The sequence below is a fragment of the Planctobacterium marinum genome (assembly GCF_020687805.1).
Classification (GTDB): Bacteria; Pseudomonadota; Gammaproteobacteria; order Enterobacterales; family Alteromonadaceae; genus Planctobacterium; species Planctobacterium marinum.
The window spans coordinates 83,574-105,954 of the sequence record NZ_JAJEWQ010000001.1; the positions used below are offsets into that span (position 1 = coordinate 83,574).

Sequence of the window (22,381 nt, forward strand, 5' to 3'; positions counted from 1 at the left end):
AGTGTCGTATGTTGTAGTGTTAATTTGTTGAACCATCTGCTTTGAATTTGCGTTGATGCTGAGTTAATGCACTGGCATCACGATTGTGAGTTGTTTGTCGTCTTTGATTCAAAGGGACAGCTGTCGTTGCTGTAAAATGCGCATGTTGCCTGTCGTTGAATCTTGCGTCATCCTGCCGACGCAACCTCAACTGAGCGCTATCATGCTGCAGAGCAGACAATGAAAAGTTTGAGGCGTTTTGCAATCCTCGTTGTTCATTAGCTCTGGATGCCATTAATAGCGTACGCTCTCTCGCTCTTTCTGTGCCGGTTAGAGTTTGATCACGAGAGCGTTGATCATGTCTGGTGGCACTGGCGCTTCTGGCTCTGGCATAAGTTCTTTCACGCTGAGCACTGGTTTCGTCCTGATTAATCCTGGCGTCATAGGCATGTTGCTGGCGCGGAGTAGGTACAGGCATTTTTAGATTCCCATGTTGTAGTTTTATTGAGTTTGGCAGAAATTTTCACAATGGCAAACAAAGTATGCTGTTGGAGACAGGTTTTCTTTTTGTAACTTCTGGAACCGAAATTTTTAGCAATGGATTGGAGTAGATGACTATAGTTGTTTAAGACAACGATTACGAGACTGAGCAAATTATAGTCGAGGAGGCAGACGCTTCTTTAAATTCCCCTGTTATTCATGGCAAATAGTACAATTTTATTGAGACTCTGCTGGTTATAGGTATGATTTTCTGCGGAAGTTTTATTGGCTACTTGGATAATTTAAAAAGGACTGTATATGAAAAGGACTACCTTGCGATTCACTTCAGCGTTTGTGCTGCTGTTACTATCCACTTCATGTGTGACTAATTCATCGATAGATTCAGACGGTTTGTATTATTCCGAGGAGAGCGATAGTGAAGAAAACGTCGTTTTACTTCGATTTCCTATTTCTAAAAGCTCGTCTGTTAAGGAAGTAAAGCGGCTCTTTCAGGACCGGGCAGTATCAATATGCGCGCATGACAGTGTTGTTGTTCGGGCGATAAGTATGAATACCAATAAACATCGAGGACTGGTTGAGGTGGGGGTTAACCTTTTACCCGCAACGTCAGAAAGTTATTATGCTCAGGGAAGCTTCTTTTGTGGCGCTGATGATGCTCAAATTGCGTGGTTTAATAACGCAGAGCAACGAATTCTGGCGGAACAACAGAGACTCGGTGTTAGCGCACTAAATTATAAACAGTCTTGTAAATTGATGCTGTCAGAGCCCAAGTCATTTTATAAAAAACGCTGGTTTACATTGCTGGAAGATAAATGTAAATCTTATCTAAATTCAGAAGGATAAAGGCCATCAGGGATGGCCTTATAAGCTCTAATTGCTATCCATGAAACTATAGTCGCCATTGGCAACCTGCCATCGAAGTATAGGTGGAGCAGTTAACGGAATATCGTATCGGTCAGTGCTGAAATGAAAATGTTGAATTTCGTTGTCAGTGGACCTCAGGATATACCACATACCATTTTCTACGCGTTTAATCGCGAAATCAGCTTTGCCATCGCCATCGTAATCAGCAGGGGCCGGGATATCATTTTCGCGACTACCAAAACGGGTTTTAACGATTTGTCCATCTGATGATTGTAATACTATCCATTCTCCGAGATAAGGGCGTCGAATGGCAATGTCATCTTTGCCGTCACCATCATAATCCGCAGGGACCTCAATATCACCGGGTTGTTTACCAAAGGTTACGCGGCGAGTTTCGCCATTCGATGATTGGCGTATATACCAGGTACTATTTGACTTCCGTTTTACTGCCACATCAGTGATACCATCGCCATCATAATCAGCCGGGACGGGGATATCATCACTAAAACGTCCAAATCGAATACGGCCAATTTCGTTGTCACTGGAGCGTTTAACATACCACATGCCGGTGCGAGGTCGTCTGACCGCGATATCGCTGATCCCATCGCCATCATAGTCACCAATAACCGGAATATCGTTTACATCCAGGCCAAAACTGACGGTATCTGATTTACCGTAGCTGGAATAATAGATTCGCCAGTGCATATCATTGGTGCGCAATATGGCATCACTGATGCCATCGCCATCAAAGTCACCGTGACTGAATAACAAGGCATTCCCGGCATTGGTGATGCTGTTGCCATCATTTAATAACGTGTCGGTATCTTTATACAGCCAGCTATCAGCATAGTTTCCTCTTTGCAGTGCCGGATCGGCTTTACCATCGCAATTGAAATCAGGCATGCCAGGATTTCTTTGACTTAAGCGACAAGCTTCGCTTACAGGGAAATAGAACATATCGACAGCAGTAGGCTGGCTAATTGTAAGATTGATTTTGAGTTTGGTTGTTTTTGAGTTGTCATTACGAACGGGCAGGAAAAACAGGGTAACGCCATCACCTAAATAAACACGGTGTTGTTGCTCATCGTTGTTAAACCCCCAGTGCGTATTGTACACCGCTAATTCCACGTCTAATGCTTCATCTATCGTGTCGCTATAACTGCTAAAAATTAAATAACCGTTGCCTATATGACCCTGGTACTGAATTTCCTCAACTTGCACTTCATTGGCATTATCTAATTCCAGCAAGTAACTCAGGTTACCCTGCACACTGCCCGTGGAATTTAGTTGTTCAGCTTGTGTCAGGTTTATCAATGTTGGAAGGCCGTTTTCGAAAGATTCTAAATAGCCCAACTCAATGGGGGTTTCATTACTGTCGTTTAAGGCGCTACCCACTAATGACTCAACTAAGTCGCTAAACCCATCGTAATCCGAGTCAAGGCGCAGATTGTTTGCTACTTCGGGATCAAAGCCTAAAGCTAGCTCCAAATCATCTGACAGACCGTCGTAATCCCTGTCATCCTGGCGAACATTGAAATTAAACTCGTAGGGTTCCGGGTCTGTCTCGTTGTCCAGGCCATCACCATCCACATCGGGATCGGAGTTGTCGCCGATGCCGTCACCGTCTAAATCAGTCCATTCGCTGGCATCAAGAGGGAATAGATCATCCTCATTTAAGAATCCATCATTATCGATATCTGGATCCGCGTTATTTCCCAAACCATCATTGTCAGTATCTATCCACTCACCGGAATCCAAAGGAAAAGCGTCTGCTTCATTTTGAACACCATCTCCGTCTATATCAGGATCAGAGTTATCGCCCTGACCATCTCCATCGAGATCACTCCATTCAGTCACGTCTAGCGGAAATGGATCTAGTTCATTTGAGTAACCATCATTATCGATATCGGCATCTTCGTAATCGGGAATACCGTCAGAGTCAGTGTCAACCATCATGGCGGAAAATATAGTGCTCAGTGCTGAATCGTAACAATTGACGGTGTTGCACACTTTCAGGTAAAACTGAATAGGGTCATCACTGTGTAAATTGATTTCAACAAGCTTGCTGTAAGTACCGTCCCATTCCGGAAAAAGATCTTCCAATGCTAAAGAATATAAAGTCTGCTCCTGCTGGGTGTACTCTTCACGCATTATCAACTCAATGGACTGAGCATATTGGCGTTCATAAATAAGTCTGAAGAGATAAGGGATTTCGAAACTAAATCCGTTTTGTTGGTTTTGCGTTACCCCTAACGTCTCCCACTGCGATAGCTCTATATAAGAAGGCTTTTTTAGACCATAATAAAAATCGACATCATCAGCATTGATTGCTGGGCAAGTCTCTTCCAGGCAAGTTCTGATCACATAGGTGTTAGCAACATTCTCATCCTGAGCTGTCCAGATTTCCTGTAATTGTTCAACAATATTTAGATTGTTACTATTTGGGTGAAAAACAAAATTCGTATTGTAATGAGTTATATAGTGTTGACTGTTGTAATACGGACTCAAATCTTTATCAGTAAATGCAATTGTCCATACTTTGTGACTGAACTCATCTGAAACAGTTTGGTTAACACCAAGCCCTGCTGGGTGGGCGTAAAAATTATCAAAAAAGTTTTGTCCAATTAAATTTTTTGCTTCTTCGCCCAACTTGTTGGCCGGTGTGCTTAGTCTGAATGCCGCAAGGTTACCTTGATCAAATTGCACGGCGGGGTAAGCAATTTCAAATAAGTCCATATCTAACTTTGTGTCGGAAGTGATGGCGACCTGGCTACCCTGGGAAAAGCTGATTACACCTTCATTATCAATTGCGATGCGGATTTGTGCATCTGATACCAAAAACTCTTCATTAAAATAATCCGATTTAAACCAGCAACCATCTTTATTCGCTAAATGCGTTATTTCTCCTAATAAAAAGCCGTGACCATCAATAACAAGTCGTTGTTCAATTGAGAAAATACATTTAAGGCGCACGAGGTCTAATTCAACAGTGAACCCATTTTTTAGATAATAAGGGGACGTTGTAATCAATGCTGATTCGTTATACTGAGGGTCACCCCAATCATCCTCTGAGTATGACCACACCTGAATGTATTCCACTTGTTCACTGCTCCCAAAATCAGTACTTAAAATATCGATATCTGTACCGAGTTGTTCAGTGCTGTAGGAATGTGTGGAAAACAAAAAAACTGTTGCCAGCGCCAATTGACAAAGTAGATATTTTGTCATGCTGTTGTTTTTGGGGCACTGAAACAAACAGGATAGTCTTTTCATTAGAAAACTCCATTTTCATAGATAGGTGATAAAATTTTTCTGAATTATACAGCGGTATGATGTGTTGACTATCGAATGGAAAAATTTATTCCATATGTATTGTAATAATTTAAGAACACGTAGATCAGTAAAGTTGTATGAGAAAGCATTAAACCGGAAAGCGGAAGTTTTTCCAGTGAATGGTAGTAGAAAGCAATAACTCTCTGAGGCTAAGTTTACGAGGATGGGTGATGCCTTTGTGGCTCCAGCGATGGCCGCAGCAGGCAGACGTCATTGTTGCTTTAAACGGTTTTTGCGGAATAACCAACTGTTGCTGCTTGTTTTGCAATACGGGTTGGGTTTCTTCCTGTGCTTCTAACGAAATCCATTTGTTTTTGTTGAGGTGTATGCGTTTGTTGGGCAAGTCCATGATATCAATGGAGTCCAGTTCCAGGTAGATATGCTCATAATCCATCAGTAATACCGGCACAGGTAAGCCATAACAGGAATGCTTCATATACCAGTCAACGGCTTCTTGTGTAAGGTACTGCTTGCCTGGACATTTACGCGGTTGTTTTAACTGCCAACTGGCGTTATGGATATCCACCGCCATAGGGTTTTCGGTTGTGAGCAGTTTATAAGCGGCATTTTTTACGTGGTAAGACAGCCCGGCCAGCTTACGCTGAATTCGGACGGTATCGAGATTATCTTGTTTGGCGATATCCAACAGGGTTGATTCAAACAGTGCAGTACACAGTTCGGCGTATTCCAGTTGTTGCTCACTGCCATGGAATATTGAGGTTTGGATATCGTTGCTGTCAAACATGGTGTGAGTCTGTCAGAGTTGCCACCGAAGTGGCAACACCTTATCAGTTTTATTGACCTTTAATGGCCGAACGACCAGCGTATGCAACAGAACTGCCCAGTTCTTCTTCAATGCGCAATAACTGGTTGTACTTAGCAACACGGTCAGAACGACACAGTGAACCAGTTTTGATTTGGCCTGCAGCGGTGCCCACAGCCAGATCGGCAATGGTGGCATCTTCAGTTTCACCTGAACGGTGTGAAATAACTGCCGTGAAGCCTGCGTCTTTGGCCATTTTGATGGCTTCCAGTGTTTCAGTTAATGAACCGATTTGATTGAATTTAATCAAAATGGAGTTACCAACGCCTTGCTCGATGCCGCGAGATAAGATTTTGGTATTGGTAACAAACAGGTCGTCACCTACCAACTGAACTTTATCACCGATTTTTTGAGTTAGTTCAGCCCAGCCATCCCAGTCGCTTTCGTCCATACCGTCTTCGATGGAGACGATAGGGTACTTGTTGCTCAGTTCAGCCAGGTAGTCCGTAAAGGCTGAAGGCGTGAAGGATTTGCCTTCACCGCTTAAGTTGTAGCTGCCGTCGCTGTAGAACTCAGAAGAGGCGCAATCCAGTGCTAAAGTGATGTCTTTATTCATCACATAACCCGCGTTTTCAACAGCTTCAACGATGACTGCCAGTGCTTCTTCGTTTGAAGCCAGATTTGGAGCGAAACCACCTTCGTCACCGACTGCAGTATTCAGGCCTTTGCCACTTAATACTTTTTTCAGGCTGTGGAAGATTTCTGCGCCCATACGCAGGGCTTCTTTAAAGGTAGCAGCGCCAACAGGCTGTACCATGAATTCCTGAATATCAACGTTGTTGTCAGCGTGCTCACCACCATTGATGATGTTCATCATAGGTACTGGCATGCTGTATTGTCCTGGCGTACCGTTGATGTCAGCGATGTGCTGATAAAGTGGCACTTTCTTTTCCATTGCTGCGGCTTTAGCGGCTGCAAGCGAAACCGCCAGGATGGCATTGGCACCCAGCTTTTCTTTGTTTTCGGTGCCGTCCAGCTCAATCATGATTTTGTCCAGCGCAGCTTGCTCAAGGGCATTTTTACCCAGCAATGCTTGTTGGATGTCATTGTTAACTGCGGCAACAGCCTTAGTTACGCCTTTACCTAAATAGCGAGATTTGTCGCCATCTCTTAATTCTAATGCTTCGCGTGAACCCGTAGAAGCACCTGAAGGTGCACAAGCGCGGCCCCAGGCTCCTGATTCGAGAAATACGTCTGCTTCAACCGTTGGGTTGCCACGTGAGTCTAAAACTTCGCGACCTACAATCTTTGTAATGTTTGCCATAAAAATATGTTCCTGAAAATGGGTTCGCAATTAATCCGCATAAACTAGCAAAAGCGTAGCAATATCGCTATGAAATATGGCTACGCCTGGCATTAAATCTGTTACAGATTAATTATTGTCTTTGTTGTATTTTCCCGCTGCTGCGACAAATCCTTCGAATAGCGGGTGTCCGTCCCTTGGTGTAGAGTTGAATTCAGGGTGAAATTGTCCTGCCACAAACCAGGGGTGATCATCGTTTTCGATAATTTCCACCAGGCGTTTGTCGGTAGACAACCCTGTCACTTTCAGACCAGCTGCTTTTATTTGCGGTAATAAATTATTATTCACTTCGTAGCGATGTCTGTGACGCTCGAAGATTGTATCTGAACCATATAAATCATGCACTTTACTGCCTGGCTCCAGGTGGCAAAGTTGGCTGCCCAAACGCATAGTACCACCCAGGTCGGATTCTTCAGATCGTACCTCAGTGCTGCCTGCGGCATCTTGCCATTCCGTAATCAGGCCCACCACAGGGAAGGGGGTTTCGGTGTCAAACTCAGTGCTGTTGGCGTTTTCCATACCGGCCACGTTGCGGGCGAATTCAATTAACGCTACCTGCATACCCAAACAAATCCCCAGATAAGGAACTTTGTTTTCCCGGGCGTATTGTGCGGTGCGAATTTTACCTTCGATACCGCGTTCGCCAAAGCCACCTGGTACCAATATCGCATCCAGGCCGGCAAGTACGGCTTCGCCTTTGGTTTCGACATCCTGAGAGTCAATATATTTAATTGACACATTCAGGCGATTTTTTAAACCAGCGTGTTTTAAGGCTTCGTTTACTGACTTATAGGCATCGGGTAGTTCGACATATTTGCCCACCATGCCAATGACAATTTCGCCTGTAGGGTTGGATTCGGCATACAGCACCTGTTCCCACTCGCTTAAATCGGCTTCCGGACATTCAATGCCGAAGCGATTCACTACGATATCATCCATGTTTTGTGCTTTTAACATGGCCGGGATTTTGTAAATGCTGTCGGCATCCCGCAAAGAGATGACGGCTTTTTCATTGACGTTGGTGAACAGGGCAATTTTAGAGCGTTCGTTGCTTGGAAGTGGAACTTCTGAGCGACAAACTAATAAATCAGGCTGAATACCCACAGAGCGCAGCTCTTTTACTGAGTGCTGTGTTGGTTTGGTTTTGATTTCACCAGAGGCTTTCATGTAGGGAATTAACGTCAGGTGCATATACAGTGCACGCTCGCGACCAATTTCCGTGCCTAACTGACGAATTGCTTCAATGAAAGGTTGTGATTCGATATCACCCACGGTGCCACCGATTTCTACTATGGCGATATCAACGCCTTCAGCACCTTCAACGATGCGTCGCTTGATTTCATTGGTAATATGAGGAATCACCTGGATAGTGGCACCCAGGAAGTCGCCACGGCGTTCTCGCTTCAGTACTTCTTCGTATACTTTACCGGTGGTAAAGTTGTTGCGCTTAGTCATGCGGGTGCGAATGAATCGCTCGTAGTGACCCAAATCCAGGTCAGTCTCAGCGCCATCGTCAGTAACAAACACCTCGCCGTGCTGAATTGGGCTCATGGTGCCTGGATCAACGTTAATATAGGGATCCAGTTTCAGCATGGTCACTTTCAGGCCCCGTGCCTCTAATATCGCCGCCAGTGATGCAGCAGCAATACCTTTACCAAGTGATGATACAACACCACCAGTTACAAAAATATAATTCGTCATGTAAAACCTAAAGGATACAATTGAGCGCCAAGAGGAGGCTCAAAGAGACTGTCAGATGGCGCTACAGTATACGGAAATGCGGCTTTGCAAACAATGAGTTAAGCACATTCTTTTTTGAGAAATCGGTTAATTGCGTAATTATTATGCCGTAGGCAAAGGAATTTTGTGAAATGAAGATTTATTGCTTATCTTTAAACACAGCGATTTGCGAAACAGGTTACGGTGAAGGTGAGAGTTTGTGGCAAAGGATCAGATAGATTTTAATACTGAAATTTTGATTGTGGATGATGATGAGCAAATTCGCAGCTTTATTCGCATTATTTTAATTAAACTGGGGTTTTCGAGGGTTGAAACATCCAGCAGTTGCAACGATGCAATCGACAGATTACGCCTTAAAAAGTACGGCCTGGTGATTTTAGATATCAATATGCCTGGTGTTGATGGCATGTCGTTACTGCGTCATATCCGCGATAAATATTCAGCTACCAATGTGGTTATGTGTTCCGGAGGCAGCACTGCTCAAAATGTAAAAGAGGCTATTGCCACCGGGGCCGTAAGTTTTCTTGCCAAGCCGGTTTTGGCAAAAAATATTATGAACCTGTTTGATAAACTGGATGTACCTTACAAAAATTTGCTGTCCCACTAAAACGACTCCCTCAGGAGTCGTCCAGTGATTTCAGTTTATACAGAATGTCCAGTGCTTCCCGGGGCGTTAAATCGTCGGGGTTAGTCGTTTGTAGCAGGGTCAGAGCCGGATTGGTGCTGGTGAGAAAATCATTTTGCACCGGCATTGGCAGGGTTGCATCCTCATGGGGAGTGCTTTCCAATGTTTGCAGTTTTTGTTTTGCCCGACGAATTACCGAATTGGGTACGCCAGCCAGTTCTGCTACTTGCAAGCCATAACTTTTGTTGGCTGCGCCTTCCTGCACTGCGTGCATAAAGCGAATACCGCCATCGTATTCCACCGCATCAAGGTGCACATTGACGATCCCTGGCGTATCGTCTGCCAGTTGCGTTAATTCAAAGTAGTGAGTGGCAAACAAACAATAACTATTGAGCTTACTGGCTAACCATTCCGCCGTTGCCCAGGCCAGAGATAACCCATCGTAAGTACTGGTGCCCCGGCCGATTTCATCCATTAAAACCAAACTGTGTTTACTGGCATTATTTAATATATTGGCCGTTTCTGTCATTTCCACCATAAAGGTAGAGCGACCCGACGCTAGGTCGTCTGAGGCGCCAATACGGGTGAAAATGCGGTCGATAATACCTATGCGCGCCTGCTCCGCCGGCACAAAACAGCCTATATGCGCCATTAATACAATGAGCGCGGTTTGCCTCATGTAAGTTGATTTACCGCCCATGTTGGGGCCTGTCACAATCAACATTTTCCGGTTTTCAGTGATGGCGATTGGATTGGCGATAAAAGGGCTGGACACCATGGTCTCTACCACGGGGTGACGACCGTGATGGAAATGTATTTCGTTGTCATCGGTCATCTCCGGTTGGTGATAACTCAATACTTCGGCCCGCTCCGCGAAGTTAACCAATACATCCAGTTGGGCGACAGATTCAGCGGTGTCCTGCAAAGCTGCCAGATTTGGAATTACTTTGTCAAAGAGTTGATCATAAAGTTGTTTTTCCAATGCCAGTGCCAGTGCCTGGCTGGACAGTACTTTATCTTCGTATTCCTTTAATTCGGGGATAATGTACCGCTCATAATTTTTCAGGGTCTGACGGCGCACATATTCAGGTGGCACTAAATGCGACTGACCTTTACTGACTTCGATGTAGTAGCCATGCACTTTATTGAAGGCCACTTTCAGGTTAGCGATACCGGTTTCTGACTGTTCCCGTTTCTCTATTTTTTCCAGAACGTCAGTGGCGCCTGTCATCAGCGCACGGTATTCATCCAGTTGACTGTTATAGCCGGGTTTAATCACGCCGCCATCGCGGATAAGCATGGGCGGCATGTCTACGATGGCATCATCCAGTTGTTGGTGCAATTCGGAGAAAAGTCCGATGTTGTCTTTTAACAATAAGGCTTCCGGATTGCCCAGCTCTTCCAGAAAAATATGTATCTCAGGAAGCTGCTGCAAGGCTTGTATTAAGCGGGAAAAGTCTCGCGGTCGGGCGCTTCTTAGGGCCATTCTGGACAGTATTCGTTCCAGGTCACCCACCAGTTTCAGATTTTCCTGAACCTGGACAAAATCAACTCGTTGGATTTGTTCAACCAGGTTGTGTCGTGCGCGAATGGCGTTGCGGCAGCGCAATGGCTCATGTAGCCAACGGCGCAACAGGCGGCTTCCCATTGGTGTTTTGGTCTGGTTCAGCACAGAAAATAAGGTGTTTTGCTCACCACCAGAGAGGTTCTTGGTAAGTTCAAGGTTACGGATGGTGGTAGCATCCAACTGCAACAGATGGGCATCTTCTGGCTTTTTCAAAGCACGAATATGAGGCAGGGCACTGCGTTGAGTATCTTTGACATACTGCAAAATGGCGCCTGCGGCAGCCAGGGCCATTTGCGATTTATCCTGTTCGATGCCAAAACCGGATAGTTCACGGGTGCCAAACTGTTCGTTGAGTAGTTTAACCGCTGTTGCCGGATCGAATTCCCATTCAGGCCTGCGACGTAGTCCGGCATTTTGGTCAAACAGCCAGGTATAAGGGAAGTCATCGGGGTAGAGGATTTCAGCCGGGCGGGCTTTTTCCAGTTCGGCTTCAAGTGCTTCTGTGCTTAGCAATTGACGTATAACAAAGCGGCCACTGCTCACGTCTAGTGTAGCGAAACCAATCTCTTGTTTGTGATAAGACACCGCCGCCAGCAGGTTTTCGGCACTGTTTTCTAACAGGGCTTCATCCGTTACTGTGCCAGGTGTAATGATTCGGGTAACTTTGCGCTCAACGGGGCCTTTACTGGTTGCCGGGTCGCCAACCTGTTCGCAAATGGCCACTGATTCACCCAGTTTTACCAACTTGGCCAGATAGCCTTCCACAGCATGGTAGGGAACTCCTGCCATCGGGATGGCATTGCCACCTGATTTACCTCTGGCTGTCAGGGAAATATCCAGTAGTTGCGCAGCGCGTTTTGCGTCATCCCAGAATAATTCATAAAAATCACCCATGCGATAAAATAACAGGATATCCTTATGTTCGACTTTGATGCGCAAATACTGTTGCATCATCGGGGTATGGTTTGCCAGAGCGGCTTCACTATAATCAGGTGACGACATATTTATTTTTTACTTATTTTTGAGAAGTTTCGATGATTTCAGATCAGATTTTGACACTTTCCGCTCAACTTGGTGAGCTACTCACAGACAAAAACTGGCAGATTACCTGTGCCGAGTCCTGTACCGGAGGAGGCATAGGATACGCCATTACCAGTGCCTCTGGAAGTTCAAATTGGTTTCACCGGGGTTTCATTACCTACAGTAATGAGGCTAAATCCGATCTCGTCGCCGTTGACCCCCAAATCATTAATAAGCATGGCGCGGTTTCACAACCGGTTGTAGAGCAAATGTCGCTCGGTGCTTTGAAAGCGGCGAACGCAAATGTGTCGGTGGCTGTGAGTGGTGTAGCAGGTCCCGGAGGGGGCACGCAGGACAAGCCGGTGGGGCTGGTATGGTTTGGTTTTATTGTCGGCGATGAACATTTTGCGTTCTCCAGAATATTTACAGGCGACAGGGCGCGGGTGCGGGAGCAAACCATAGAAGTAGCGATGCAAACGTTAACAGAACGATTGGCAAAATAAATCTCGCCAGCTAAGCTGTGCGGCTGAATCTGGTTGGTATGTTATCGCTAAGGGCGCTAAAATAACGCCTGTTTTACAGGCAGTGCAACCTTGGAACCTTAAAAAAACGCCAGTTTTTAAGCACTTATAAAAAATTTATAAATAATGATTGTAACTGTATGGTTATACAGTATACTTGCTCGTAAGTACTGGTTGAGTATACAGTTGTCTGGCGGCGTACTAATCCTGCAATAGCAACATCAATCATACTTACCTAAAGCTAACGAAAAAAATACACTCTGACTGGTAAACGGTTCGGGTATCGATAATTTCAGCCTCTCGGTGATCTGAGGGCGATAATGAAAAAAGGGGTTCACAATGGACGACAATAAATCACGCGCACTGTCTGCGGCACTTGGACAAATAGAAAAACAATTCGGTAAAGGTACTATTATGCGCCTTGGTGATAACCTGGCGATGGATATTGAATCTATTTCAACAGGGTCACTGTCGATTGATATTGCATTGGGTATAGGCGGATTGCCTTGTGGCCGAGTGGTGGAAATCTATGGTCCGGAATCATCCGGTAAAACCACACTAACACTGCAGGTGATTGCAGAAGCACAGAAGAAAGGTAAAACCTGTGCATTCGTAGATGCAGAACATGCGTTGGATCCGGTTTACGCTGCTAAGTTGGGTGTAAACGTTGAAGAGTTATTAGTGTCGCAGCCAGACACCGGTGAGCAAGCGCTGGAAATTTGTGACATGTTGGTTCGCTCCGGCGCCGTTGATGTGGTTATCGTGGACTCTGTGGCAGCGCTGACACCGAAAGCTGAAATTGAAGGTGAGATGGGTGACTCCCACGTTGGTTTGCAGGCGCGTTTGATGTCGCAGGCACTGCGTAAGTTAACCGCCAATATCAAAAAATCTAACACATTATGTATCTTCATTAACCAGATCCGTATGAAGATCGGGGTGATGTTTGGCAACCCAGAGACGACCACTGGTGGTAATGCATTGAAGTTCTACGCCTCTGTACGTCTGGACATTCGTCGCATCGGTTCGGTTAAAGTGGGCGATGAAGTAGTAGGTAACGAAACCCGGGTTAAAGTGGTGAAGAATAAAGTTGCACCACCATTTAAACAATGTGAATTCCAAATTATGTACGGTGAGGGGATCAGCAAAGAAGCCGAGCTGATTGATTTGGGTGTGCAGCAAAAAATGGTTGAAAAAGCGGGTTCCTGGTACAGCTACAACGGCAATCGTATCGGACAAGGTAAAGCCAACGTTGTGCAGTTTTTGAAAGACAACCTGGATATTGCCAACGAGCTTGAAACCCGACTCCGCGAAGAGTTACTGTTGAAAAAAACAGCTAAGGCAGACGAAACCAAAGAGGAAGCACCTGAGCTGTAAATCAGATTTATCGCTGTGATGTGGCTCTGAAAGCCATTGTTATAGCGAATATTCCGAACACATTTTTGTGTCTCCGTAATAAAACCCCTCGTTAGCGCAAGGGTATTTGCTGGGGCGGTTACTTTGGTAGCTGCCCCTTTTTTATGCACTTAATTAAAACTTCGGTATTTAACACTGACAGAATTTAATGTTAATGGCATTATTACGCCTCGAAATTTATCAGGTGCTTTACCGCCTGGTTAAACCAAACAAATGCGCACAAACAGGTTAAATTCATGACTGGAAAGCTAATCACTATTGAAGGTATTGATGGCAGTGGTAAGGGTACACAAAGTCAATTGTTGATTGAAAAGCTCAATCAATTGGGCAAAAAAGTAAAAATGTACAGTTTTCCGGCTTATGAACAAACTTTTTTTGGGCGTGAAGTGGGGGCTTTCCTGCGCGGCGAATTTGGCTCCATCGATCAGGTGCCCCCTAAACTGGCATCGGTGTTGTTTGCCAGTGATCGACTTGAACAAAAGCCTAACCTGCTCGCTGATCTGAATGCAGGCTACTATGTGATTTGTGACCGCTATGTGGAATCAAACATGGGCCATCAGGCGGCTAAGTTTCCAGAGCATGAACGCGCAGCATTTATTGACTGGTTGGAAGAATTGGAATATCAAGTCAATGGTTTGCCAAAACCTGATATTACCTTTTTTCTCGATGTGCCGTTGTCGGTATCAAAAGAGCTGGTACTAAAGAAAAAGCAGCGCAGTTACACCGATGAAAAAGAAGATATTCATGAAGCAGCCCACGGCTATCTTGAAAAGGTTTATCAGGTGTATCAGTATCTTAATCAAAAGAATCAGTGGTGTCGCATTCCATGCGTAGAGCAGGGTGCAATCAGAAGTATCGACACCATTAATCAAGAATTACTGGAAAAAGTGCAGTCCCTTTAAAATTATGTTTGCGGTTAAATAATGTGATAACGGTTAAGTCAGTCGCTTTGCCCAATTACCGTCGTGCTGTTGCTTACAATTTTCTTCTGTATCAAACAAAATATGATTTCTGAGCGGTTTAAGATTGATGTTTAACTTCTGGAGTTCAGAATGGATAAGCGACTGGATAAAATCGTTTTTGCCCGACAGTAAATAGTTATCCAGGCTTTCATTGGTATCAAAAACACAAATCACTTTCAGGCTGTTAGGGAAATCAGAATAGTTTACAAGATGTGTTAGCCATTGAAATCCGGCAATATCTTCTAATACCGCTTCGCACACCTCTGTCAATTCCGACCGAAGTTGATTATCTCGTTTTTTGTCTGATTTACGCATGGCATCTACACAAGTAGGTGAAACCTCAATAGTTTAATAAAGTACATGTATTTTAATGTGATTATTAGAGCGTATTGACCTTTGAGGTGCAATTTTACACGCAGGCGCACCCAGGGGAGCGTGAATTAGGCGCGTTACTCGTTGGCATTTTTAAGGAAAGCGGCAGCAATTTCTGCAATCGTATCAGAACACTTTATTTTCAGTACCTTCACCCGGAGTAATAAAGAGTAGCTGAGACTTTTGGACTGTTTTAGCGGTATGCCATACCCCACGAGGCACAATAACAAAGTCTCCTGAGCGACGTAAAGTAACCGCCCGGTCACCGACATTCTCCTTTAATATCATAGTAATTTCGCCTGACATTAGTACCACAATTTCGTCGCCTTTTGGGTGGATTTCCCAACTGGGCCAGTCACTTTCAAATGAGTGCATTGCAACCAGACTATGACCTTTAAACTGTTGGTATTGATTATCCAGTCGTTCGTATAACCCTGCATCGGCCAATTCAATCGTAGCCTCCTGATGAGGATTCACGACGACAAAGTTTTCAGTCAGATTGGTGGTTTTCATTGGAAGTCGCCAATAGTTTAGTCAGGGGTTAAATTATAGTTTATATCTGAATTTCCGGGTTTAAACTGTATAACCAGGCTGATACTGTTTCCCCGTTCTCCAACAACGCTGAAGTCGCTATTCTTTTGTATGCCTCACCTTCAAATTCATCAAGTGTTGGCCAGTGTTGCTGCAACTTATCAGATTGGAAAACATAGCCGTTTACAATATCACCCTCCGGATTTAATTTGACCGCCGGGTAGCCCATGGTTGCTCCCCAGCCCTGGTCGTGCAGGGTACCGCGCACAGTTGCTTTGGAAAAACTGCCGCCAATGTTTTCCAGCAAGTGGGCGTTAGGGCGGCCGGGGCATAAGGTTCCATAAACAAAAAGTCTTTCTGTCATAGCACAACTTCAATGAGTGATATTAAGCAATAGTGCTTATGGTAAACCCATAACGCTGCTTAGCAACACTAAAAACTCATCGACAGCCAGCAGGAATGTCATCTGGAAGCCTTTCAACACAGACCAGATTCATGGTTTTTTTCTCAGCGTGGTACTGAGTGAGGTTGATTGTCTCTTTTAAGCCCTCATCGGTGCTAAAAAACACTTTATGATCCAGCATAATGTCATTCAGCAATGTGACGCTACATTGCAGCGGATCTTCGTCTTTTTTTAGCGTTGGTAAGAATGCAGTACTTCCGTCAGTATTTAGCAGACCGATTCCTGATGCTCCTTCCGCTCCGGCACGCCAGGGAAAGTTGGGACACGCTGTATTGATTGGGATAGCAGTAACTCCTTGTTCAGCGCAGGAAAGAACTTCATCTTCTGACCAGTTGAAATCCACCTGTATGTGTTCAAGATAGGTGGGCATTAAAATTCGATAATCAAAGTTCACAATCTGGGCTGGTTTCATCCCGGTAAAGGTGAAACTGTCCGGCGTAACTAAGCCAATAAAGGGTTGTGCATCTTTTTTGGCTGCCGCGTTTTCAATTTGCTTTGTAGTGCGCCAGGCCGGTGGAGAGGCAATGTAGTATTTACTGACAACGTACTCTTTACCCGCATCAGACATTCTTGAGCCATAGGGTATTTCGCCCAATATCTGATTTTGCGTATTCCAAAACACCTGGGTTTCCACCACGGTATTGTTGCAGCCATACAGTGAAACAGGTTGCGGCACATCTTCAATCGCCGGTGAACGCCCTACGTTAACATTTAATATGCCACTTTGGGACGATTCAATAATCTGGGCCTGGGTTTGGGCTGAGTGCCAAATCAGGCATGTCGTCAGCGCAAGGGTAAATAGTGTTTTAGTGGTAATTGCTACTGATTGCTGTATGGACATTAGGTTCATCTTTTTGTATTCCATCTTAATGTTAGGTTTACTGAATTGTTACACCAAGATTGAATTGCAGCCAATAACACGGGATTACAGCATAAGAAGAGAAAAGGTAAGGATCACATCGAAAGTGTATAACCTTGCGGTTTACAGATGTTAATACAGTAAAAAAAGGGGCTGCATCGATAAGAATTCACCCCTTGGTGGGAACCGTTTTAATTTAAGGCTTGTTTCAGTGCTGCCAGACAAAGTTGTACGTTTTCGCTTCTGGCAGCATAACCCATAAGGCCGATGCGCCAGGCGTTACCGGCAAATGCTCCCAAGCCAGCGCCAATTTCCAGGTTGAATTCTTCCAACAGGTATTTGCGCACCTGAGCATCATCTACGCCTTGCGGGATACGCACTGTATTGAGTTGTGGCAGTCGTTCTTCTTTTGGCACGACAAACTCAAGACCTAAATCCAATAATCCGGCTTTTAACACCTCGTGTTGGTCACGGTGTCGTTGCCAGGCTGATTCCAAAGATTCTTGCTGTAGTAACAATAGCGATTCGTGTAAGGCATAAATAGAGTTCACCGGGGCAGTGTGGTGATAGCTTCGTTTTCCTTCGCCAGACCAGTAGCCCATCACCAAAGTTTGATCCAGGAACCAGCTTTGTACGGGAGTCTGACGGTTTTTGATTTTAGCTACCGCCTGCTCACTTAAACTTACCGGTGATATGCCGGGTACACAGGACAGGCACTTTTGGCTACCGGAATATATCGCATCAATTCCCCAGTCATCGACTCGTAGCTCTACGCCACCCAGAGAGGTGACAGCATCCACGATAGTTAAACAACCATGTTGGTGAGCCAGCTGACACAGTGTTTTTGCATCTGACAAGGCACCTGTAGACGTCTCTGCATGAACAAAGGCCAGGAATTTCGCATCAGCATTGTTTTTCAGGCAATCCTCTACGGTTTGTGGATCAACCGCGCGCCCCCATTCCTGCTCAATGACAATGGCTTCACCACCACAGCGGATAACGTTTTCCTTCATACGCTGGCCAAAGACGCCATTAATACAAACGATCACTTTATCGCCAGGCTCCACCAAATTTACAAAACAGGTTTCCATACCCGCAGAACCCGGTGCTGAAACTGCTATGGTAAATTCGTTCTTTGTCTGAAAGGCGTATTGTAGTAACGATTTAGTTTCTTCCATTAAGCCAATAAATAGCGGATCAAGGTGGCCAATGGTGGGTTTTGCCAGTGCCGCCAAAACTTGTGGGCTGACATCAGAAGGGCCAGGACCCATTAAGGTTCTTTTCGGGGGGTAAAAATGTGAAATTGCCATAGAGTAATACACTCCTTAATTTTTATAGTCCCAGCCTAACATGACGCTAACAAAATACCTGTTTAATTTGCTAATACAGGCTATTCACTATATTTATGACGGGTTCTTTGTGTATTCTGTTTGGTGATAGGGGCTTGCTGGACAGGTAGCTTTGGAAGTATCAACGTCGAATATTTTAGGACACGATATGAGTTCTCGTGTCAGGGAGCGCCGGGAATCCAAAGGGAACACTTTCCCCTTTGGTCGGCGTCAGCGCCCTGACACAATTTTTATATTGGAACGGGCCAGACGCCTTCTTAAAACAGTTTGAAACTACTTTTAAAAAAGTAACTTACTCAGGCACGCGCACCCAGCCTTCCATCAATACGCGGGCACTTCGGCTCATAATGGCCTTATCAGCCAACCATTTACCATCTGTATTTGATGCCTTCGCGCCAACTTTGAGTGTGCCTGACGGATGGCCAAAGGTTACGTCTTCTCGCTCAATCCCACCTGCGGCTTCGTTCACCAGAGTGCCCTGAATGGCAGCTGCAGTAGCGATGGCAACCGCTGCAGTGCCCATCATGGCGTGATGCAGTTTACCCATGGATAGTGCCCTGACATTCAAATCAATATCTTGCGCTGAGACGGTTTTACCACTGCTGGCGGAATAATCACTGGCCGGAGCAACAAAGGCTATTTTTGGGGTATGTTGTCTGGCTGCTGCTTCGGATACATCCTTAATTAAACCCATTTTCACTGCGCCGATTGCCCGCAAGGTTTCAAATCGTTCAAGGGCGTTGAGATCGCTATTAATACTATCCTGCAGTTCACAACCGCTGTACCCAATATCTTCTGCTCTGACAAATACTGTGGGAATCCCCGCATTGATCAAGGTGGCTTGCAACTTTCCGGAAGCAACCAGTTCTGTGGGTACCGTCAGTTCGTCTACCAGGTTTCCGGTTGGGAACATGTCGCCATCAGCATCAGCAGGGTCCAGAAATTCAACTTTCACTTCTGCCGCCGGAAAGGTCACACCGTCCAGTTCAAAATCACCCGTTTCCTGAACTTCACCATTTGTAATGGGTATATGAGCGATAATGGTTTTCTGGATATTCACCTGCCAGATACGCACAACCGCAATGCCATTTTCCGGGATGCGGTCTTTGTTTACCAGATTGTTACTTATAGCGAATGCCCCAACGGCTGCCGTTAAGTTACCGCAATTACCAGACCAGTCGATAAAAGGCTTATCAATGGCCACCTGACCAAACAGATAATCCACATCGTGCTCTGGTTTTTCACTCTTGCTCAGTATAACGGTTTTGCTGGTGCTGGACGTGGCACCGCCCATGCCATCTGTGTGTTTGGCGTAAGGATCGGGACTACCGATCACCCGCAATAACAGCTTGTCTCTGGCTTCACCTGGTACCTGAGCGTATTCGGGCAGGTCCAACAAATTGAAGAACATACCTTTACTGGTGCCGCCACGCATGTAGGTCGCGGGAATTTTGATTTGGGGTTTAAATTGAGTCATAAAAAACCTTCAAAAGAAAAGCGACACAGTGTGTCGCTTTTAAATTTTAATCTCTCAGGCTGCGCCTTCAGAGGCCAAAAAGTCTTTGGCAAAGCGTTGCAATACACCGCCAGCATCATATATGGAGACTTCTTCTGCAGTGTCCAGACGACAGGTCACCGGCACCTCTACCAGGACGCCGTTAGCGCGATGGATTACCAGGGTGAGCGTCGCGCCTGGTGCTTTGTCGCCTTTAACGTCAAAGGTTTCGGTACCATCAATACCCAGGGTATTGCGTGTCGTGCCTGGCTGAAACTCCAGTGGTAATACACCCATGCCAATCAGATTAGTACGGTGGATACGCTCAAAGCCTTCAGCCACGATAACTTCAACGCCTGCCAGACGGACGCCTTTAGCCGCCCAGTCGCGCGAAGAACCTTGGCCATAGTCCGCACCAGCGACAATGATCAGTGGTTGTTTGCGTTCCATGTAGGTTTCGATTGCTTCCCACATGCGGGTAATCTTGCCTTCTGGTTCGATTCTGGCCAGTGAGCCCTGTTTTACTTCGCCATTTTCTACCACCATCTCATTAAATAGCTTCGGATTGGCAAACGTAGCTCTTTGCGCGGTGAGGTGATCGCCTCGGTGCGTCGCATAAGAGTTAAAGTCCTCTTCGGGTAAGCCCATTTTGGCCAGATATTCACCAGCGGCACTATCCGCCATAATGGCGTTAGAAGGAGACAAGTGATCGGTAGTGATGTTATCGCCTAATACTGCCAATGGACGCATACCGGTCATAGTGCGCTCTCCTGCAAGAGCGCCTTCCCAGTATGGCGGACGGCGGATGTAGGTACTCTGAGGACGCCAGTCATAAAGCGGTTCCGTTTTCTCACCATAGTCCACACTCAGTTCAAACATGGGATCATAAACCTGACGGAAATGTTCGGGTTTAACGCTGGAAGCAACAATGGCGTCTATTTCTTCATCGCTTGGCCAAAGGTCTTTCAAAGTAACCGGGTTACCTTGCTGGTCATGGCCAAGCACGTCCTTTTCGATATCGAAACGTATTGTTCCGGCAATGGCATAGGCCACTACTAATGGTGGTGATGCCAGAAATGCCTGCTTGGCGTAGGGGTGAATTCGGCCATCAAAGTTGCGATTGCCGGATAAAACCGCTGTTGCATAGAGGTCACGATCGATGATTTCTTTTTGAATTTTAGGGTCCAGCGCGCCGCTCATGCCGTTACAGGTAGTACAGGCAAAAGCCACAACACCAAAGCCTAGTTGCTCCAGTTCAGGCAATAAGTTGGCTTCTTCCAGATATAGTTTTACCGCTTTGGAACCCGGTGCCAGTGACGACTTAACCCAGGGTTTTCTCACCAGTCCTTTAGCATTGGCATTTCGTGCCAGTAAGCCTGCAGCGATAACATTGCGCGGATTACTGGTGTTGGTGCAACTGGTAATTGCAGCAATGATAACTGCGCCATCAGGCATTTTATCGGGTTCATTTTCGACAACGCCGGCAATCCCCTGGCTGGCAAGATCAGCTGTCGCTACACGACGATGCGGATTGGATGGACCGGCCATGTTGCGTCCAACAGACGAAAGATCAAATTTAAGTACGCGCTCATATTCAGCATTGACCATCTCATCGGCCCACAATCCGGTGGTTTTGGCATAGTTTTCAACCAGTTGAATTTGCTCATCGTCTCGGCCTGTTAATTTCAGGTAATCGATGGTTTGCTGATCAATGTAAAACATGGCTGCGGTAGCGCCGTATTCCGGCGTCATATTGGAAATGGTCGCTCTGTCGCCAAGGGTCAGGTGGCTGGCGCCTTCACCGAAGAACTCCAGATACGCCGATACAACACGTTCTTTACGCAAAAATTCAGTCAGCGCTAATACGATATCAGTGGCAGTGATGCCCGGTTGCGGTTTGCCAGTGAGTTCAACACCTACGATATCTGGTAAACGCATGTAAGAGGCACGGCCCAGCATTACGTTTTCTGCTTCTAAACCACCTACACCAATGGCAATAACACCCAGTGCATCAACATGTGGGGTGTGACTGTCTGTACCCACTAAAGTATCAGGAAAGGCAACACCGTCTCGGGCCTGAATAACCGGTGACATGCGCTCAAGATTTATCTGATGCATGATGCCATTGCCTGGCGGGATAACATCCACGTTTTTAAAAGCCGTTTTAGTCCAGTTGATAAAGTGGAAACGGTCTTCGTTACGACGTTCTTCAATGGCACGGTTTTTATCGAACGCGTCAGCTTCATAGCCGGCGTGTTCAACCGCCAGCGAATGATCCACGATCAACTGTGTCGGCACCACAGGGTTTACTTTGGCCGGGTCGCCACCTTGTTCGGCAATAGCGTCTCGCAGGCCTGCCAGATCCACCAGTGCCGTCTGGCCTAAAATATCATGGCAAACCACACGCGCCGGAAACCATGGAAAGTCCAGTTCGCGTTTGCGTTCTATTATTTGGGTTAATGAGGCGGTTAGTTTTTCCGGTGCACAACGTCGCACCAGATTTTCTGCCAGTACTTTGGAGGTGTAGGGGAGTTTGTCATAACTACCGGCTTTGATGGACTCGACGGCTTGACGCGTATCAAAATAATCCAGTTTACTGCCGGGAAGCGGTTTGCGGTGATCAAAGTTCATCTTCATTCTACCTAAATTGAGTTAACGATA

Annotated in this window: 18 protein-coding genes; 5 read left to right on the forward strand and 13 right to left on the reverse strand. The window is 45.8% G+C overall.

The annotated features are described in order from the left end of the window. Positions 1-19 precede the first annotated feature (19 nt). Entirely contained in the window at positions 20-457 is a 438-nt protein-coding gene (locus LJ740_RS00400; RefSeq protein ID WP_229527037.1) for a hypothetical protein, read from the reverse strand. A gap of 569 nt (positions 458-1,026) precedes the next feature. Between LJ740_RS00400 and LJ740_RS00405 the strand changes: the two genes are divergently transcribed. After that, on the forward strand, positions 1,027-1,323 hold the full coding sequence (locus LJ740_RS00405; RefSeq protein ID WP_229527038.1) for a hypothetical protein: 297 nt from the start codon (positions 1,027-1,029) through the stop codon (positions 1,321-1,323). A gap of 27 nt (positions 1,324-1,350) precedes the next feature. Here LJ740_RS00405 and LJ740_RS00410 read toward each other — a convergent pair whose 3' ends face one another. From LJ740_RS00410 to LJ740_RS00425, 4 genes are all read right to left on the reverse strand, one after another. Further along, positions 1,351-4,617 carry an FG-GAP repeat domain-containing protein gene (locus LJ740_RS00410; protein WP_229527039.1) on the reverse strand — a complete coding sequence of 1,089 codons (3,267 nt, stop codon included), beginning with the start codon at positions 4,615-4,617 and terminating at the stop codon, positions 1,351-1,353. Positions 4,618-4,765: 148 nt separating this feature from the next. Next, entirely contained in the window at positions 4,766-5,422 is a 657-nt protein-coding gene (locus LJ740_RS00415) for a hypothetical protein (RefSeq protein ID WP_229527040.1), read from the reverse strand. A gap of 49 nt (positions 5,423-5,471) precedes the next feature. Beyond that, positions 5,472-6,764, reverse strand: a complete 1,293-nt coding sequence (eno, locus tag LJ740_RS00420) for a phosphopyruvate hydratase (RefSeq protein ID WP_229527041.1) — start codon at positions 6,762-6,764, stop codon at positions 5,472-5,474. Positions 6,765-6,872: 108 nt separating this feature from the next. Then, positions 6,873-8,504: a CTP synthase gene (locus tag LJ740_RS00425; protein WP_229527042.1), complete on the reverse strand. Its 1,632-nt coding sequence runs from the start codon at positions 8,502-8,504 to the stop codon at positions 6,873-6,875. A gap of 238 nt (positions 8,505-8,742) precedes the next feature. On the opposite strand from LJ740_RS00425, the gene LJ740_RS00430 reads away from it, so the two are divergent. Then, the gene (locus LJ740_RS00430) at positions 8,743-9,150 is read left to right on the forward strand and encodes a response regulator (protein WP_229527043.1); all 408 of its coding nucleotides are present in this window, start codon (positions 8,743-8,745) and stop codon (positions 9,148-9,150) included. 10 nt (positions 9,151-9,160) lie between these two features. On the opposite strand, the gene mutS is transcribed toward LJ740_RS00430, so the two are convergent. Continuing rightward, complete coding sequence (mutS, locus tag LJ740_RS00435; RefSeq protein WP_229527044.1) at positions 9,161-11,737, reverse strand: DNA mismatch repair protein MutS; 2,577 nt, start codon at positions 11,735-11,737, stop codon at positions 9,161-9,163. A 32-nt stretch (positions 11,738-11,769) separates the two neighbouring features. Here mutS and LJ740_RS00440 point away from each other — a divergent pair, with 32 nt between their 5' ends. The 3 genes from LJ740_RS00440 (at position 11,770) to tmk (ending at position 14,591) form a co-directional block, all read left to right on the forward strand. Next, positions 11,770-12,258 carry a CinA family protein gene (locus LJ740_RS00440; RefSeq protein ID WP_229527046.1) on the forward strand — a complete coding sequence of 163 codons (489 nt, stop codon included), beginning with the start codon at positions 11,770-11,772 and terminating at the stop codon, positions 12,256-12,258. Between the two features lie 357 nt (positions 12,259-12,615). Then, on the forward strand, positions 12,616-13,650 hold the full coding sequence (recA, locus tag LJ740_RS00445) for a recombinase RecA (protein ID WP_229527048.1): 1,035 nt from the start codon (positions 12,616-12,618) through the stop codon (positions 13,648-13,650). A gap of 275 nt (positions 13,651-13,925) precedes the next feature. Next, positions 13,926-14,591 (forward strand): dTMP kinase, encoded by a 666-nt coding sequence (gene tmk / locus LJ740_RS00450; RefSeq protein ID WP_229527050.1) that lies wholly within the window; start codon positions 13,926-13,928, stop codon positions 14,589-14,591. A 33-nt stretch (positions 14,592-14,624) separates the two neighbouring features. Here tmk and LJ740_RS00455 read toward each other — a convergent pair whose 3' ends face one another. The 7 genes from LJ740_RS00455 to acnD all read right to left on the reverse strand — a co-directional run bounded on the left by LJ740_RS00455 (position 14,625) and on the right by acnD (position 22,351). Next, positions 14,625-14,966 (reverse strand): Fis family transcriptional regulator, encoded by a 342-nt coding sequence (locus tag LJ740_RS00455; protein ID WP_229527056.1) that lies wholly within the window; start codon positions 14,964-14,966, stop codon positions 14,625-14,627. Positions 14,967-15,149: 183 nt separating this feature from the next. Continuing rightward, positions 15,150-15,536 carry a cupin domain-containing protein gene (locus LJ740_RS00460; protein WP_229527057.1) on the reverse strand — a complete coding sequence of 129 codons (387 nt, stop codon included), beginning with the start codon at positions 15,534-15,536 and terminating at the stop codon, positions 15,150-15,152. Positions 15,537-15,576: 40 nt separating this feature from the next. Then, positions 15,577-15,918, reverse strand: a complete 342-nt coding sequence (locus LJ740_RS00465; RefSeq protein ID WP_229527058.1) for a gamma-glutamylcyclotransferase family protein — start codon at positions 15,916-15,918, stop codon at positions 15,577-15,579. A 76-nt stretch (positions 15,919-15,994) separates the two neighbouring features. After that, a complete protein-coding gene (locus tag LJ740_RS00470) occupies positions 15,995-16,858 on the reverse strand; it encodes a hypothetical protein (RefSeq protein WP_229527059.1) in 864 nt (287 codons plus the stop codon). A 209-nt stretch (positions 16,859-17,067) separates the two neighbouring features. After that, positions 17,068-18,186 carry a pyridoxal-phosphate-dependent aminotransferase family protein gene (locus LJ740_RS00475; RefSeq protein WP_229527060.1) on the reverse strand — a complete coding sequence of 373 codons (1,119 nt, stop codon included), beginning with the start codon at positions 18,184-18,186 and terminating at the stop codon, positions 17,068-17,070. 331 nt (positions 18,187-18,517) lie between these two features. Next, on the reverse strand, positions 18,518-19,702 hold the full coding sequence (gene prpF, locus LJ740_RS00480) for a 2-methylaconitate cis-trans isomerase PrpF (RefSeq protein ID WP_229527062.1): 1,185 nt from the start codon (positions 19,700-19,702) through the stop codon (positions 18,518-18,520). A 54-nt stretch (positions 19,703-19,756) separates the two neighbouring features. Further along, entirely contained in the window at positions 19,757-22,351 is a 2,595-nt protein-coding gene (acnD, locus tag LJ740_RS00485; RefSeq protein WP_229527064.1) for a Fe/S-dependent 2-methylisocitrate dehydratase AcnD, read from the reverse strand. Positions 22,352-22,381 lie beyond the last annotated feature (30 nt).

What these genes read in the sequence shown, in the direction of transcription:
- LJ740_RS00425 (WP_229527042.1), bottom strand. Translation starts at nt 8,504, where the DNA reads ATGACGAATTATATTTTTGTAACTGGTGGTGTTGTATCATCACTTGGT.
- mutS (WP_229527044.1), bottom strand. Translation starts at nt 11,737, where the DNA reads ATGTCGTCACCTGATTATAGTGAAGCCGCTCTGGCAAACCATACCCCG.
- LJ740_RS00475 (WP_229527060.1), bottom strand. Translation starts at nt 18,186, where the DNA reads ATGGCAATTTCACATTTTTACCCCCCGAAAAGAACCTTAATGGGTCCT.
- acnD (WP_229527064.1), bottom strand. Translation starts at nt 22,351, where the DNA reads ATGAACTTTGATCACCGCAAACCGCTTCCCGGCAGTAAACTGGATTAT.
- prpF (WP_229527062.1), bottom strand. Translation starts at nt 19,702, where the DNA reads ATGACTCAATTTAAACCCCAAATCAAAATTCCCGCGACCTACATGCGT.
- LJ740_RS00470 (WP_229527059.1), bottom strand. Translation starts at nt 16,858, where the DNA reads ATGTCCATACAGCAATCAGTAGCAATTACCACTAAAACACTATTTACC.
- recA (WP_229527048.1), top strand. Translation starts at nt 12,616, where the DNA reads ATGGACGACAATAAATCACGCGCACTGTCTGCGGCACTTGGACAAATA.
- LJ740_RS00440 (WP_229527046.1), top strand. Translation starts at nt 11,770, where the DNA reads ATGATTTCAGATCAGATTTTGACACTTTCCGCTCAACTTGGTGAGCTA.
- LJ740_RS00465 (WP_229527058.1), bottom strand. Translation starts at nt 15,918, where the DNA reads ATGACAGAAAGACTTTTTGTTTATGGAACCTTATGCCCCGGCCGCCCT.
- LJ740_RS00405 (WP_229527038.1), top strand. Translation starts at nt 1,027, where the DNA reads ATGAATACCAATAAACATCGAGGACTGGTTGAGGTGGGGGTTAACCTT.
- LJ740_RS00400 (WP_229527037.1), bottom strand. Translation starts at nt 457, where the DNA reads ATGCCTGTACCTACTCCGCGCCAGCAACATGCCTATGACGCCAGGATT.
- LJ740_RS00410 (WP_229527039.1), bottom strand. Translation starts at nt 4,617, where the DNA reads ATGAAAAGACTATCCTGTTTGTTTCAGTGCCCCAAAAACAACAGCATG.
- tmk (WP_229527050.1), top strand. Translation starts at nt 13,926, where the DNA reads ATGACTGGAAAGCTAATCACTATTGAAGGTATTGATGGCAGTGGTAAG.
- eno (WP_229527041.1), bottom strand. Translation starts at nt 6,764, where the DNA reads ATGGCAAACATTACAAAGATTGTAGGTCGCGAAGTTTTAGACTCACGT.
- LJ740_RS00455 (WP_229527056.1), bottom strand. Translation starts at nt 14,966, where the DNA reads ATGCGTAAATCAGACAAAAAACGAGATAATCAACTTCGGTCGGAATTG.
- LJ740_RS00460 (WP_229527057.1), bottom strand. Translation starts at nt 15,536, where the DNA reads ATGAAAACCACCAATCTGACTGAAAACTTTGTCGTCGTGAATCCTCAT.
- LJ740_RS00415 (WP_229527040.1), bottom strand. Translation starts at nt 5,422, where the DNA reads ATGTTTGACAGCAACGATATCCAAACCTCAATATTCCATGGCAGTGAG.